Origin of the sequence: Microcella frigidaquae (assembly GCF_014200395.1) — a bacterium.
GTDB lineage: Bacteria > Actinomycetota > Actinomycetes > Actinomycetales > Microbacteriaceae > Microcella > Microcella frigidaquae.
The window spans coordinates 1,921,395-1,934,698 of the sequence record NZ_JACHBS010000001.1; the positions used below are offsets into that span (position 1 = coordinate 1,921,395).

16 protein-coding genes and 1 tRNA gene are annotated in these 13,304 nt (G+C 71.7%); 12 read left to right on the forward strand and 5 right to left on the reverse strand.

Going from position 1 to position 13,304, the window contains the following annotated elements; translation table 11 throughout:
* Window positions 1–18 precede the first annotated feature (18 nt).
* Entirely contained in the window at window positions 19–798 is a 780-nt protein-coding gene (locus tag BJ959_RS09490) for a TSUP family transporter (protein WP_153982192.1), read from the reverse strand.
* A 57-nt stretch (window positions 799–855) separates the two neighbouring features.
* Here BJ959_RS09490 and BJ959_RS09495 point away from each other — a divergent pair, with 57 nt between their 5' ends.
* Together BJ959_RS09495 and BJ959_RS09500 are read left to right on the forward strand one after the other, a co-directional pair.
* Window positions 856–2,328 carry a malate:quinone oxidoreductase gene (locus tag BJ959_RS09495; RefSeq protein WP_153982191.1) on the forward strand — a complete coding sequence of 491 codons (1,473 nt, stop codon included), beginning with the start codon at window positions 856–858 and terminating at the stop codon, window positions 2,326–2,328.
* 51 nt (window positions 2,329–2,379) lie between these two features.
* Entirely contained in the window at window positions 2,380–3,372 is a 993-nt protein-coding gene (locus BJ959_RS09500) for a DUF2804 domain-containing protein (protein WP_153982190.1), read from the forward strand.
* A 36-nt stretch (window positions 3,373–3,408) separates the two neighbouring features.
* Here BJ959_RS09500 and galK read toward each other — a convergent pair whose 3' ends face one another.
* Both galK and galT read right to left on the reverse strand, forming a co-directional pair.
* A complete protein-coding gene (gene galK / locus BJ959_RS09505) occupies window positions 3,409–4,566 on the reverse strand; it encodes a galactokinase (protein WP_153982189.1) in 1,158 nt (385 codons plus the stop codon).
* Entirely contained in the window at window positions 4,559–5,665 is a 1,107-nt protein-coding gene (gene galT, locus BJ959_RS09510; RefSeq protein WP_153982188.1) for a galactose-1-phosphate uridylyltransferase, read from the reverse strand. Before galT ends, galK begins: the two co-directional genes overlap by 8 nt.
* A gap of 79 nt (window positions 5,666–5,744) precedes the next feature.
* Here galT and BJ959_RS09515 point away from each other — a divergent pair, with 79 nt between their 5' ends.
* The 3 genes from BJ959_RS09515 to BJ959_RS09525 all read left to right on the forward strand — a co-directional run bounded on the left by BJ959_RS09515 (window position 5,745) and on the right by BJ959_RS09525 (window position 8,057).
* Complete coding sequence (locus BJ959_RS09515) at window positions 5,745–6,554, forward strand: DeoR/GlpR family DNA-binding transcription regulator (RefSeq protein WP_153982187.1); 810 nt, start codon at window positions 5,745–5,747, stop codon at window positions 6,552–6,554.
* A 9-nt stretch (window positions 6,555–6,563) separates the two neighbouring features.
* Entirely contained in the window at window positions 6,564–7,502 is a 939-nt protein-coding gene (locus BJ959_RS09520) for an aldose 1-epimerase family protein (protein WP_207949192.1), read from the forward strand.
* A 147-nt stretch (window positions 7,503–7,649) separates the two neighbouring features.
* A complete protein-coding gene (locus BJ959_RS09525) occupies window positions 7,650–8,057 on the forward strand; it encodes a hypothetical protein (RefSeq protein WP_153982186.1) in 408 nt (135 codons plus the stop codon).
* 13 nt (window positions 8,058–8,070) lie between these two features.
* Here BJ959_RS09525 and BJ959_RS09530 read toward each other — a convergent pair.
* Window positions 8,071–8,143, reverse strand: a tRNA-Lys gene (locus BJ959_RS09530).
* Between the two features lie 52 nt (window positions 8,144–8,195).
* On the opposite strand from BJ959_RS09530, the gene BJ959_RS09535 reads away from it, so the two are divergent.
* The 7 genes from BJ959_RS09535 (at window position 8,196) to BJ959_RS09565 (ending at window position 12,809) form a co-directional block, all read left to right on the forward strand.
* Complete coding sequence (locus tag BJ959_RS09535; RefSeq protein WP_153982185.1) at window positions 8,196–8,828, forward strand: DNA-directed RNA polymerase subunit beta; 633 nt, start codon at window positions 8,196–8,198, stop codon at window positions 8,826–8,828.
* A gap of 409 nt (window positions 8,829–9,237) precedes the next feature.
* Window positions 9,238–9,720 (forward strand): cupredoxin domain-containing protein, encoded by a 483-nt coding sequence (locus BJ959_RS09540; RefSeq protein WP_153982184.1) that lies wholly within the window; start codon window positions 9,238–9,240, stop codon window positions 9,718–9,720.
* A 71-nt stretch (window positions 9,721–9,791) separates the two neighbouring features.
* Entirely contained in the window at window positions 9,792–10,454 is a 663-nt protein-coding gene (locus BJ959_RS09545; protein WP_153982183.1) for a hypothetical protein, read from the forward strand.
* Window positions 10,455–10,588: 134 nt separating this feature from the next.
* Entirely contained in the window at window positions 10,589–11,197 is a 609-nt protein-coding gene (gene sigK, locus BJ959_RS09550) for an ECF RNA polymerase sigma factor SigK (protein WP_153982267.1), read from the forward strand.
* The gene (locus BJ959_RS09555; protein WP_153982182.1) at window positions 11,194–11,901 is read left to right on the forward strand and encodes an anti-sigma factor; all 708 of its coding nucleotides are present in this window, start codon (window positions 11,194–11,196) and stop codon (window positions 11,899–11,901) included. The genes sigK and BJ959_RS09555 overlap by 4 nt, the downstream gene beginning before the upstream one ends.
* A gap of 143 nt (window positions 11,902–12,044) precedes the next feature.
* Complete coding sequence (locus BJ959_RS09560) at window positions 12,045–12,293, forward strand: helix-turn-helix transcriptional regulator (RefSeq protein WP_207949191.1); 249 nt, start codon at window positions 12,045–12,047, stop codon at window positions 12,291–12,293.
* 3 nt (window positions 12,294–12,296) lie between these two features.
* Window positions 12,297–12,809, forward strand: coding sequence for a hypothetical protein (locus BJ959_RS09565; protein ID WP_153982180.1), 513 nt, complete (start codon window positions 12,297–12,299; stop codon window positions 12,807–12,809).
* A 57-nt stretch (window positions 12,810–12,866) separates the two neighbouring features.
* On the opposite strand, the gene BJ959_RS09570 is transcribed toward BJ959_RS09565, so the two are convergent.
* The gene (locus tag BJ959_RS09570; RefSeq protein ID WP_153982179.1) at window positions 12,867–13,298 is read right to left on the reverse strand and encodes an arsenate reductase ArsC; all 432 of its coding nucleotides are present in this window, start codon (window positions 13,296–13,298) and stop codon (window positions 12,867–12,869) included.
* Between the last annotated feature and the right edge of the window lie 6 nt (window positions 13,299–13,304).

Sequence of the window (13,304 nt, forward strand, 5' to 3'; positions counted from 1 at the left end):
CCAGACATCCTGTCGCATTCAGGGCGTGGCGGTGTCTGATCGACGGGGCGACGGCCCTGCTGGTCTGAGGGCCAGCTGGATGATCACCGCGAGCAGCAGGGCGGCGAACAGCCAGGCCGACAGCTGCGCGGGCAGCCAGAATGCCAGTGCCACGCCTCCCACCGAGCTCGCCGCCGCGGCGAGACCCATCAGCAGGGCGTCGCGCACGTGGAGCAGTCCGGCTCGGCGATTGGCGAGCGTGCCGAGCAGGGCTCCCGGGATCAGCGCGAGCAGCGAGGTGCCCTTCGCCAGGAGGTCGCCCATGCCGAAGAGCGCGATGAGAACGGGCACCGCGATGATGCCGCCGCCGACGCCGAGCAGGCCGGCGACGACGCCCATCACCAGCCCGAGCGCCACAAGCCCGATCACGGCGGCCACGCCGTAGTCGATCGCGCCGTCGCGCTGCGGCACGGTGAGCACGAGCCGCAGCGCCGTCGCCACGAGCCCCGCGATGAACAGCCACTTCAGCGCCACCAGCGGCAGGCGGCGCAGCAGCATCGCCCCGAGGGGTGCGCCGCCGAGGGCGCCGGCGGCGATGATCGCGGCCGCGAGCACGTCGATCTGCCCCTGGGCGCCGTACAGCGTCGCCGACAGAGCTGCCGGGGGCACGATCGCGAGCAGCGAGGTGGCGGATGCTCTCCGCTGATCGAAGCGCAGCCACAGCAGCATGAGCGGCACCATGATGAAGCCGCCGCCGACCCCGAAGAGACCCGCGAAGAGTCCCCCGATCACGCCGATCGAAAGAAGGGGCAGAATCACCGCGCCAGCCTAGCCCGCGGCGGAAGGGGCGCTGTGAAGCGCGGCTAAACTGTCGGGGTGACCGAACCCATCGACGTCGCCCTCATCGGCGGCGGCATCATGAGCGCGACGCTCGGCACCATGCTGCAGCAGCTCGAGCCCACCTGGACGATCCGCATCTACGAGCGCCTGAGCGATGTCGCGCTCGAGAGCTCCAACCCGTGGAACAACGCGGGCACGGGGCACGCCGCCCTCTGCGAGCTCAACTACACGCCCGAGCGGCCCGACGGCACGATCGACATCGCCAACGCGGTGAAGATCAACGAACAGTTCCAGGTCTCGCGGCAGTTCTGGTCGTTCCTGGTGAGCGAGGGCGTGCTGCCCGAGCCGACCGCCTTCCTCTCGGCCACGCCGCACATGAGCATGGTGTGGGGCGAGGCGAACGTCGAGTACCTCCGCAAGCGGTACGAGGCCCTCAAGGACCACCCGCTCTTCGCGGGCATGGAGTTCAGCGACGACGCCGCGGTGATCCGCTCGTGGGCGCCGCTCGTCATCCCGGGTCGGGCGAAGTCGCAGCCGATCGCCGCCACGCGCATGGCCGCGGGCACCGACGTCGACTTCGGGGCGCTCACCCGCGCCCTCGTCGACGGCCTCGTCGCGAACGGCGCATCGTTGCACCTGGAGCACCGCGTGACGGGCATCCGCCGCACCAAGGACGGCCTCTGGAAGCTCTCGATGCGCCACGAGGTCGGCGCGACACCGGTCGAGGTGACCGCGCGGTTCGTGTTCGTCGGCGCCGGCGGGCACGCCCTCCCGCTGCTGCAGAAGAGCGGCATCCCCGAGATCCGCGGCTTTGGCGGCTTCCCCGTCAGCGGCCAGTGGCTGCGCAGCGACAACCCCGAGGTCGTCGCGAAGCACAACGCCAAGATCTACGGCAAGGCCTCGGTCGGCGCTCCGCCGATGTCGGTTCCGCACCTCGACACCCGTGTCGTCGACGGCACCCCGAGCCTGCTGTTCGGGCCCTACGCCGGGTTCACCCCGAAGTTCCTCAAGACGGGTTCGTGGTGGGACCTCTTCGGCTCGATCCGCTGGCACAACATCGTGCCGATGATCCAAGTGGGCCTGCGCAACTTCGACCTCGTGACCTACCTCGTCGGCGAGCTGCTGGCGACGCGCTCGAAGAAGCTCGACGCCCTGCGCGAGTTCTACCCGGAGGCCGACGGTGACGACTGGTACCAGTTGACCGCCGGTCAGCGGGTGCAGATCATCAAGAACGTGCCCGGCAAGGGCGGCACTCTGCAGTTCGGCACCGAGGTCGTCGCGGCGGCCGACGGATCGATCGCGGGCCTGCTCGGCGCCTCGCCGGGGGCCTCGACCGCGCCGTCGATCATGCTCGACCTCATCGAGCGGTGCTTCGCGGATCGGGTCGAGGGCTGGCGGCCGCGCCTGCAGGCCATGGTGCCCAGCTACGGCCGCGCGGTCTCCGACGACCCGGCCTTCGCCGACGAGGTGCTCAGCTCGACGGCGGCGGCGCTCGCGATCTCGCGCTAGCCGCGGGCGTTCGCACGCTCCACCCTGCCCCACCCGGAAGGACCGGCACCGATGACGTTGCCCGAGATCACCGACCCCGTCGACCTGTGCCTGCCCAGTGGGCGGCTCAACCCGGCCGCCGTCGGCCGCACTCGCACGCCCCTGCACTGCAGCCCGCTACGCGGCTGGGGACGCTCGAAGCGCTGGGAGTACTGGGGCATCATGACCCCCGAGGTGTTCGTCGGGATGACCGTCGCGAGCCTCGACTACGCGGCCGTGCCCTCGATCTACCTGGTGGTGCGCGCCACCGGCGAGCACCGGACGATCGGCGGGCTGGAGCCGCTCGGGCGCGGCACGAGCATCCCCGACACGCTGCCGCCGTTCGAGGCGAGCGCGCGGTGGGGTGGTCGCCTGGGGGCGAGCGAGCTCCGGATGCTCTCCGCGGGCTCGGCCACGAGCATCCGCGGCACCGCACCGGGCTTCGCGATCGACGTGACCAGCCCCGACGCCGGTGACGCGCTCGGCGTGGTCGTGCCGTGGAGCGACCGCCTCTTCCAGTACACGCTGAAGGATGTCGCCCGGCCCGTCTCGGGCACGATCCTGATCGACGGACGCGAGTATGCGGTCGGCGAGGGCAGCTGGGCGGTGCTCGACCGCGGCCGGGGTCGCTGGCCCTACCGGATGACCTGGAAATGGGCGGCCGGCTCGGGCATCGTCGACGGGCGTCGCATCGGCCTCCAGCTCGGCGGGAAGTGGACCGACGGCACCGGCTCGACCGAGAATGCCGTGTTCGTCGATGGCGTGCAGCACTACATCGGCGAGGAGCTCGCCTGGCAGTACGACCTCGACGACGAGCACTCGCCCTGGCGCATCGTCGGTGAGCACGCCGACGTGACCCTCACGCCGTGGCACCGTCGGCTCGAGCAGACGAACGCGGTCGTCGTGGCCAGCACGATTCACCAGGCGCTCGGCACCTGGAGCGGGTGGATGCTCGACTCCAGCGGTGCGCGCGTCAGCGTCGACGGACTCGTCGGCTGGGCCGAGCAGGCGCAGAACCGCTGGTAGCCCGCGGCGAGGGGCCGGGCCGCGGGATGCCGTGGCCTAGTTGCGGGCGGCCCCGTCGGAGGCCGTGACGACGAAGGTGTCAGGCTGCCCGAAGGCGTGCTCGCCGAACGCATTGTCGACGGCGACCTGCACGCGCGAGAGGTCGCCGACCCGGACGAGCGCGATGGCCGCCCCGCCGAATCCACCCCCCGTCATGCGCGCGCCGAGGGCTCCGGCGGCGACCGCGGTCTCGACGGCGAGGTCGAGCTCGGGCACCGAGATCTCGAAGTCGTCCCGCATGCTGCGGTGCGAGGCATCCAGCAGCTCGCCGATCGCCGACGCGCCCTGCTCGCGCAGCACCGCGACGGTGTCGAGCACGCGCTGGTTCTCGGTGATGACGTGGCGGATGCGCCGGAAGGTCACGTCGTCGAGCAGCTGCTGCGCGCGGGGCAGGTCGTCGACGGTCGCGTCGCGCAGGCTGCTGACGCCGAGCGCGGCGGCCCCGCGCTCGCAGGCCGCGCGGCGCTCGCCGTAGCCGCCGGTCGCGTGGCTGTGCTTCACACCCGTGTCGATGACGAGGATCGCGAGGCCCGCTTCGGCAAGGCCGAGCGGCACGAGCTCGCTGTCGAGCGTGCGGCAGTCGAGGAAGACCGCGTGGTCTGCCTGGCCGAGCAGCGAGGCCGACTGGTCCATGATGCCCGTGGGGGCGCCGACGGCCACGTTCTCGGCGCGCTGCCCGACCCGGGCGAGCGTGCGGCGGTCGAGGCCCAGCTGCCAGACGTCGTTGAGCGCGAGGGCGACGGCGCTCTCGATGGCTGCCGAGCTCGACAGCCCCGCGCCGACCGGCACGTCGGAGTCGATGAACAGGTCGACCCCGGGCACGGCGCCGAGGTCGGCGCCGAACTCGCCGAACGCCCAGGCGACGCCGAGCGGGTAGGCCGACCAGCCGCCGAGGGCGTCGGGCGCGAGCGCGTCGAGGTCGATCTCCGCCAGTTCGTCGGCGAAGGTGCTCGCCACCCGCACGCGGCGGTCGTCGCGCACGCCGAGGGCCACGACCGTGCGGCGGTCGATCGCGAAGGGAAGCACGAAGCCCTCGTTGTAGTCGGTGTGCTCGCCGATGAGGTTGACCCTGCCCGGGGCCGACCAGAGCCCGTCGGCGGCCCGGCCGAAGACGGCCTCGAACCCGGCGCGGGCGTCGTCGCGGATGTCAGTCATGAACCTTCGCAATCCCCTCTCTGATGAATGCGGCCTGCGCCTCGGGGGCGACGTCGCCGATGAAGGCGCCCATCGCGGCCTCCGAGCCGGCGAGGTACTTCAGTCTCTCAGCGCCGCGGCGGGGGCTGGTCACCTGCAGCATCAGTCGCACGGTGTCGCGCCCGCGATGCACGGGCGCCTGGTGCCAGGCCGCGATGTACGGCGTGGGGGTGTCGTACAGCGCGTCGATGCCGCGCAGCAGTCGGCGGTAGAGCGGCGCGAGCTCGTCCTTCTCGGCATCGGTCAGGGCGGCGAAGTCGGGCACGTGGCGGTGCGGCAGCAGGTGCACCTCGATCGGCCAGCGTGCGGCGAAGGGCACGAACGCGGTGAAGTGCTCGCCCTCGAGCACGACCCGCTCGCTGGCCCGTTCGGTCTCGAGGATGCGCGCGAACAGGTCGCCGCCGACCGCGTCGATGGACCGCAGCAGGGCGGTGGTGCGCGGCGTGATGAAGGGGTAGGCGTAGATCTGCCCGTGCGGGTGTGGCAGCGTGACGCCGATCTCGGCCCCGCGGTTCTCGAAGGGGAACACCTGCTCGATGCCCTCCATCGCGCTGAGCGCGGCGGTGCGGTGCGCCCAGGCCTCGATGACGGTGCGCGCGCGGCTCACCGTCTGCGAGCCGAACGAGCCCTCGTGGTCGGGTGAGAAGCAGACGACCTCGCAGCGCCCGACGCTCGTGCGGCTGCGGCCGAAGCCGATCTCGGCGAGGTCATCCAGCCCCCGCGGAGCGTTCTCGTGCGTCAGCGCCGGCCCGAAGCTCGGCGAGCGGTTCTCGAACACGGCGACGTCGTACAGGCTCGGAATCTCGCTGGGGTTCGCATCGCTCTGCGGCGCCAGCGGATCCTGGTCGGGCGGCGGCATGAACACGCGGTTCTGCCGGTTGCTCGCGATCGACACCCAGTCGCCGGTCAGCACGTCCTGCCGCATGCTCGCGGTCTCGGGTCGCGGGTCGAGCACGCGGCGGTCGATCGAGCGCTCCGGCCCGAGGGTGGTGTCGGCGTCGTCGACGTAGATGAGCTCGCGCCCGTCGGCGAGCGTCGTGGAGTGGAAGCGGATCGGCACCTCACGATGCTACGGCCCGCGACTTGCGGAATCGCAAGCGGTACGCTTCCGATATCGACAGAAATCGAAAGGGCGGCTGATGGATGCTGCGCCGCAGCGCCGCGAACGTCTCGCGCTGCTCGTGGCCGACCGCGGATTCGCGCGCGTCGTCGACCTCGCGCGCGAGCTGCGCGTCAGCGAGGTCACCGTGCGCACCGACCTCGCCGCGCTCGAGGGCGAGGGCCGCGTCACCCGCGTGCACGGCGGCGCGATGCCGCGCGGCCTCGTCGCCGAGCGCGAGTCGAGCCTCGAGCAGTCGCGCACCCGGCTCGCCCGGGCCAAGCGCGCGATCGCGGCCGAGACCGCCGGGCGCGTGCGCTCCGGCGAGAGCCTGCTGCTCGACGTCGGATCCACCGCGCTCGCCGTCGCCCACGAGCTCGTCGCGCGGCCCGAGCTGGAGGAGCTCGTCGTGGTGACGAACGGGCTCGCCATCGCGCTCGCGCTTGAGCCGGCTATCCCGCGTTTCACGGTCGTCGTCACGGGCGGCACCGTGCGCTCGCTGCAGCACTCGCTGGTCAACCCCCTCGCCACGACGCTGCTCGACGACGTGCGGGTCGACCTCGCGATCCTCGGCGCGACCGGCGTCGACGCCGCGGCCGGGGTGACCAACGTCAACCTGCCGGAGGCCGAGGTGAAGCGCCGCATGGTCGCCTGCGCGGCCCGCCGCATCCTCGCCGCCGACGCCTCGAAACTCGGCACGGTGCACCTGGGGCGGGTGTGCGGCATCGACGAGCTCGACGAGCTAATCACCGACGATTCGGCGACGGATGCGGCGCTCGCGCCCCTCCGCGCCGCGGGCCTGCGCGTCACCACGGTGACCCCGCGCGGAGCCGGGCCGCGCCGCGCGTAGCATGACCGCATGACCACCATGCACGAGCCCGCACCCCCCACCGGCGAGCAGTACCGGCTGCGCCACGACGGCGCCCACGGACCCGTCGAGGCCGTCGTCACCTCGGTCGCCGCCGCTCTGCGGCACCTCACGGTCGACGGTCACGCGCTCGTCCAGGGTTTCGACGCGGATGTCGCGGCACCCTTCGGTTGCGGCATCGTGCTCGCGCCGTGGCCGAACCGCGTGCGCGACGGACGGTGGGTGCACAAGGACGCGGTGCAGCAGCTCGATCTCACCGAGGTCGAGCGCACCAACGCCATCCACGGCCTGCTGCGCAACACCCCGTACCAGCTGGTCGAGAAGAGCGACGACGCCGTCACCCTCGGCGCCGCCGTCGTGCCGCAGCACGGCTGGCCATTCCACCTCTGGACCACCGTCGAGTACCGGCTCACCGGCAACGGCATCACCGTCACCCACGGCGTCACCAACCTGGGCGCCGAGCCCGCGCCCTACGCGGTCGGCACCCACCCGTTCATCCGGGTCGGCAGCCACCCGGTCGACGACCTCACCATCACCGCCCAGACCGTTGAGCACGTCATGGTCGACGACCGCCTCAACCCCGTCGGCATGGAGCCGGCCGAGGGCGGATGGGATCTGCGCGAGGGCCGCCGCATCGGCGCGCTCGCTCTCGACGATGCCTTCCGGGTCGAGCCCGACGCCGACGGGATGATCCGCACCGTCCTCGCCGCGCCCGATGGCACCGAGACCGAGGTGTGGCAAGAGGCCGACTGGGAGTGGCTGCAGCTGTTCATCACGCGCGCCTTCCCGACCGCCGAGGGCGGCGTCACCGCGATCGCCGTCGAACCGATGACCGCGCCAGCCGACGCGCTGAACTCGGGGGTCGGACTGCGCTGGATCGAGCCGGGCGCCTCGTGGTCGGGCAGCTGGGGAATCTGCCGCCCGGCCTGAGTCGAGCATCCGGCAGCCCCGCGAATGCCCGCGAACGGGGGGTGAACGCAGGGCTGTACGGCGGCGCGCGCACCTGATTGGATGAGCGCGGAGAGTGGGGGATGCTCTCCGCGTGACGCACGCATGCATTCGACAGGGGGGTCGGCCATGGCCGTTGCACCGAAGACCGTGGTGATGATCGTGGGGGGCGTGCTGCTCGTCGGCGGCGCTTTCGCCGCTGCTCCCGCGATCGGCGCGCTCGTCGACCAGTCGGCCGCGCCGGGGGCGTCGGTGGTGGGAGGGCCCGTCGAGTTCGCGGTCAACGAGAACGGCGAGACCTACGGCAGTGCGATCAACGACCGCGTGCCCGATCTCATCCTGGCCCGCGCCGAGGGCGGCAAGCTCGGGTACGTGCGGGTCAGCGAGCTCGAGTTCACGCGCAACCTCGTGCGCTCCGACCCCGACGCGAACGCCGTCTACAACATCGACGTCTACGAGTCGGACGGCACGACGACCATCGGCACCTTCCGCGTGCGCGACGACACCCCGGCGCCGCGGGACGGCCTCGACAACTAGCGCCTGGGTGACGTGGGCCCCGTCGGGCTCGAACCGACGACCCGCGGATTAAAAGTCCGCTGCTCTGCCAACTGAGCTAGAGGCCCGCATCCAATCTACCGCCCAGCACCGTTCAGCGCCGCGGGCTACCGTGGAGGCGTGACCGACCGCCCCCGCCGCCCCGTGCGCCTGCCGAGCGCGGCCTTCGAGGTGAACGAGGGCGGGCTCGATCCGGCGGTCACGCTGCGCATCGCCCACGACTCGGCCCGCGCGCTGGTGCACCGGGTGCGGGCGAGCGACGACCCCGATCTGGTCGAGCGCATGGTCGCCTTCACCGACGAGCACGGTCTCGACACGCTCGCCGAGCTGTGGTCGCGCGCCGGCGCCCGCACCCTGCCGGGGGTGCTCTGGCGGCTGTCGCTGCTGCGGGCGCTCATCCGCTCCGACCCGCCGGGGGTGGCCCTGCTCTTCCAGCGCGGCAGCGAGGTTCTTGCGACGGCCGACCCGGTGATCGCCGGGGCCGAGGCGCCGACGGGGCCCGACGAGATCCGCGTGCTCGCCGACGCCGTGCTGCGTGGCGTCTACGTCGGCGATGTGGCGGTCGCCTTCGAGCGGGCGGCGGCGTTCTGCCGCACCGCCGCGGCGGGCGCCGCTGATCTCGCCGACGACGCCGATGCGGCCGCTGACGACACGCGCGCCACCGAGCTGACGAGCCGCGCCGCCCGACTGGCTGCGTCGGCCCGCGACTTCGCCGCCTGCGCCCGCCTCGAGCGCGCCGGTTCGCTCGACTGACGGCGAGCATCCCGCCCTCGCCCGATCCTCTCCTGTCACAAATCACGGACTTCTCGCTTCTCGTGCCCCTGCTCTCGGGCATGCACACTCGCCGTCGGCAAGAACTCCGTGATTTGTGACACTGACGGGGCCGTGACGGGATGCCCGCGGAATGCCGCGCGGCCCCCCGCGGTTACACTGCTGTAGCCGGGCCGCAGTAACCCCGGGCTCCACTTTTCGCCGCTACGAGCGGCCTTCCGCCGAGAGGCGTTCTGCGGCCCGGCTCTCGCGTCTCCGGGGGAGCTCACCCGGGGGAGCTCACCCGCGCTGTCCGCCACGCCGCCACCCGCCGCGCATCCCCGAACCTGGCAGTTCGCTGATACTGCCCACCCGTTCCAAACCTTCCGGCCGGGGGCGCCGAACACAGGGCATGTCACCGACTGCTCCCACCGCCCGCTTCGGACTGACCCTCGTGGTCGTGCCGACGCTGCTCGTCGCGCTCGCCGCCTGCACCGGGTCGACCCCGGCGCTGATCGCCGATCCGACGCCGCTGACGTCGACCGTCGACGACGGCATGTCCGGCGCGGACGCTCTGCAGCCGGGCCCCGACGAGGTCATCACGATCGGCCTCCGGTTCATGCCGGAGGACATCACGGTGCCCGTCGGGACCACCGTGACCTGGCGCAACGGCGAATCCATCGGGCACACGATCACCTCGGGTGCCTGGGGAGACGTGAACGAGAGCACCGGGTTGCGGGGCACCCAGTCGGCTGACGGCCTGTTCGATCACGCGCTCGCGCCGATGGGACAGGAGGGGGACACCTTCTCGTTCACCTTCACCGAGCCGGGGGAGTACCTCTACTTCTGCCAGCCGCACCTCACGATGAACGCTCGCGTCATCGTCGAGGGCTAGCGGCGCGCAGAACGGAGACCGCTCCACCGGCACGGCCCGCATCACACCAACACACACAAAAGGGGAATCACATGCGCAAGTCCATCGCGTTCGCCGGCCTCGGCCTGGCTGCCGCTCTCGTCCTGTCGGGCTGCTCGACCACCGCGGAGGCGGAGGCCCCCATGGAGGAGGCCGCCGTCATCGACACCGTCAACAGCGACGGCGCGGGCCTCCGCGCTCAGCTGACCGCGCTGCTCGCCGACCACGTCTACCTCGCCGGTGCGGCCATCGACCAGGCTCTGCAGGACGGTGGCGACCTGACCACGCCGCAGGTGCAGGCTGCCGTGGCCGCTCTCGACGAGAACTCGGTCGAGGTCGCCGCGCTCGTCGGCTCCGCCTACCCGGACGCCGAGCAGCCGTTCCTCGACTCGTGGCGTTCGCACATCCCGTTCTTCGTCAACTACACGCTGGGCAAGGCGACCGGTGACGAGGCGCTCGCCGAGCAGGCCGTCGCCGACCTCGGCGCCTACGCGGTGTCGTTCGGCCAGCTGATCAACTCGGTCGTTCCCGAGCTGCCCGCCGAGGCCGTGCAGGCCGAGCTCGAGATGCACGCCGAGACGCTGCTCGCCGCGATCGACGCGAACATCGCGGGCGACCCGGCCTACTTCGACCTCCTCAAGGAGGCCGCGAGCCACATGCCGATGACCGCGCAGGCCCTGGCCGGCGGCATCGCGGCGAACCTGGGCATCCAGTAGTCGCCAGAACCATCGGGGTGGATGCCCGCTCGCACTCGCGGGCGGGCATCCACCGCGACCGCCGGCCGGCGGGGAGGGGACCCGAGCCCCGCCCCGTCGGCCGTTTCGTGCTTCTCGATCAGGAAGAAACTGCGATGCTGGTACTCGTGCCTTCCGAAACCGCTCTCGACGACGTCGCGCCCGCGGCCGACGTCACGGTCGAGACCACGAATCGTCTGCTGCAGCGGGTCGCCACGGGCGATCAGCGCGCGTTCGGCGAGCTCTACGACCTGATCGCGCCCCGCATGCTCGGCCTCGTGCGGCATGTGCTGAAGGACCACGCGCAGTCGGAGGAGGTCGTGCAGGAGGTTCTCCTGGAGATCTGGCAAACCGCTGCCCGCTTCGATCCGAATAAGGGGAAAGCGGTGACCTGGATGCTCACCATGGCCCACCGCCGGGCGATCGACCGCGTGCGCAGTGCGCAGTCGTCGCGCGACCGGGATACCAGGGTGGGCATCCGCGATCTCGATCGTGACTACGACCAGGTCGCTGAACGGGCGGAGATCCGCCTGGAACATGAACGAGTGGAGAGGGCCTTGGGCCGACTGACCGAGCTGCAGAGACAGGCCGTCGAGCTTGCCTACTACGGCGGGTACAGCCACAGCGAGGTCTCCGAGATGCTCGGGGTTCCGATGGGAACCGTGAAGACACGACTGCGCGACGGCATGATCCGTCTGCGCGAAGAACTGGGGGTGGCGTCATGAGTCGCGACGACGACCTGATGCACAACGACCTGATGCACGACGAGGAGTTCGCCGACGTGCGCGCCGCGCTGGGCCTGGCGGTGCCGCCGGTCGCGCCCTCGCCGCAGCTGAAGCAGAACCTGATGGCGGCGATCGCCGAGACGCCGCAGCTTCCGGCCGAGCCGGTGCTCGCCGCCGTGGCCTCGCCGGTGACGGATGCTGCTGCCGCGCCGGTCGCCGGCTCGGCGGCTGCTCGGGCGCAGGCGCGCTGGTTCTCGCGGCCGGCGATGCTCGTGACCGCGGCCGCGGCCGCCGTCGCGCTGTTCTTCGGCGGGGTGTTCGCCGCCGACCTGGTGCGTCCGACGGCGCCGAGCGCCGCCGACCAGCTGGCGACCATCGTCGCCGCCGCCGATGTGACGACGACGACCGCCGAGGTCGCCGGGGGTGCGACCGCGACGCTCGTGGCGAGCGCGTCGGTCGGCCTGTCGGCGATGGTGTTCGACGGCCTCGACCCGCTGTCGGCCGACGAGCGCTATGCCCTCTGGTACATCACGGATGGCGTGCCGACGCCGGCGGGCCTGTTCGCCGTCGATGGCGACGGTGCCGTGGTGCAGGTGCTCGAGGGCGCCTTCGAGGCGGGCACCATCGTCGGGGTGACCGTCGAGCCCGCGTCGGGCAGCCCGGCGCCGACCAGCGACCCGATCGTGGCGATCGCCACGGCCTAGAAGCGAGAGCCTCGGTGCATCGGCCGAGCGCCACGACCTGAGGCCGTACGACCAGAAGGGCCCCGCGCACGCGCGGGGCCCTTCTGCGTGCCCGCGGCGATCATCCTGTTGCATTATTACTATGTAGTACTTATGCTATGGGCATGGGACGCAAACCGAAGGCCGAGGATCCGGTCTACAGCCGCATCGAGGAGCTGCGCAGCCGCGCGGGCCTGAGCCGGCAGGAGCTCGCCGACGCCGTAGGCGTGCACTACCAGACGGTCGGGTACCTCGAGCGGGGCGAGTACGCCCCGTCGCTCGCGCTCGCGCTGCGCATCGCCCAGCTGCTCGGCGTGCCGGTCGAGCAGCTCTTCTCTCTCACGCCCTTCCCCCCGACGACCGAGGAGGTCTGAATCATGTCTGCAACCCCCCGATCCCGCCGCAACGAGCAGGCCGTCGCCGAGATGGCCGACAGCGTCATGCGCGACACCCGCTGGGACTGGATGCGCACCCGTGCCGCCCGCCGCGGGATCGTCGCCCTGATGATCGTGATGCTCATCGCGATCCCGATCGCGTGGCTGACCTTGCCCGCCCTCGCCGCGCTCGGCGTCATCGCCCTCGCGGTGGTCGTCTGGTGGGCCCTGCGCATGTCAGTTCGCGTGGTCGCCGATCTCCCCGAGGAGTACCTCGACGAACGGCAGGCCCGTGTGCGCGACCGGGCCTACGTCGACGCCTACCGGTGGTTCGCCGGCATTACGCTGACCGCGGCCACGGCGGCGCTCGTCTGGTTCGTGGTCGTCAGCAGCGATGACGTCGTGGCCCTCGAGCTCACCTGGGGCGGTGCAATGGCGATCTTCTGGACCTTCGAGGGCTTGGCCCTCACGCTGCCCTCGATCGTGCTGGCGCTGCGGGAGCGCGACCGCACGTAGCAGGGGGAACGACGGGGGCCCGGGGTGGTACGCGCCCCGGACCCCCGTCGCGCGTGCTCAGGCGGCCGGAGCCGGGGCGATCTCCGCGATGAGCGCCTCGACGCGGCCGCGGATCTCATCGCGGATCGCGCGCACCGACTCGATGCCCTGACCGGCCGGGTCCTCCAGCGCCCAGTCCTCGTAGCGCTTGCCCGGATAAATCGGGCAGGCGTCTCCGCAGCCCATGGTGATCACGACGTCGGAGTCGACGACCGACTGCACGGTGAGCACCTTCGGCACGTTGTGCGCGATGTCGATGCCCTCCTCGGCCATCGCCTCGACGGCGACGGGGTTGATCTGGTCCTTGGGCTCCGAGCCGGCCGACAGCACGGTCACGCGGTCACCCGCGAGGTGCTGCAGGTAGCCTGCGGCCATCTGCGAGCGTCCGGCGTTGTGCACGCAGACGAACAGCACGGTCGGCTTGGCGGGGGCGGTGTCATGCTTCTTCATGACTCA

What these genes read in the sequence shown, in the direction of transcription:
- BJ959_RS09515 (WP_153982187.1), top strand. Translation starts at nt 5,745, where the DNA reads ATGGATGCTGCGCCGCAGCGCCGCGAACGTCTCGCGCTGCTCGTGGCC.
- BJ959_RS09565 (WP_153982180.1), top strand. Translation starts at nt 12,297, where the DNA reads ATGTCTGCAACCCCCCGATCCCGCCGCAACGAGCAGGCCGTCGCCGAG.
- BJ959_RS09525 (WP_153982186.1), top strand. Translation starts at nt 7,650, where the DNA reads ATGGCCGTTGCACCGAAGACCGTGGTGATGATCGTGGGGGGCGTGCTG.
- BJ959_RS09500 (WP_153982190.1), top strand. Translation starts at nt 2,380, where the DNA reads ATGACGTTGCCCGAGATCACCGACCCCGTCGACCTGTGCCTGCCCAGT.
- BJ959_RS09560 (WP_207949191.1), top strand. Translation starts at nt 12,045, where the DNA reads ATGGGACGCAAACCGAAGGCCGAGGATCCGGTCTACAGCCGCATCGAG.
- BJ959_RS09545 (WP_153982183.1), top strand. Translation starts at nt 9,792, where the DNA reads ATGCGCAAGTCCATCGCGTTCGCCGGCCTCGGCCTGGCTGCCGCTCTC.
- BJ959_RS09555 (WP_153982182.1), top strand. Translation starts at nt 11,194, where the DNA reads ATGAGTCGCGACGACGACCTGATGCACAACGACCTGATGCACGACGAG.
- BJ959_RS09540 (WP_153982184.1), top strand. Translation starts at nt 9,238, where the DNA reads ATGTCACCGACTGCTCCCACCGCCCGCTTCGGACTGACCCTCGTGGTC.
- sigK (WP_153982267.1), top strand. Translation starts at nt 10,589, where the DNA reads ATGCTGGTACTCGTGCCTTCCGAAACCGCTCTCGACGACGTCGCGCCC.
- galK (WP_153982189.1), bottom strand. Translation starts at nt 4,566, where the DNA reads ATGACTGACATCCGCGACGACGCCCGCGCCGGGTTCGAGGCCGTCTTC.
- BJ959_RS09520 (WP_207949192.1), top strand. Translation starts at nt 6,564, where the DNA reads ATGACCACCATGCACGAGCCCGCACCCCCCACCGGCGAGCAGTACCGG.
- BJ959_RS09570 (WP_153982179.1), bottom strand. Translation starts at nt 13,298, where the DNA reads ATGAAGAAGCATGACACCGCCCCCGCCAAGCCGACCGTGCTGTTCGTC.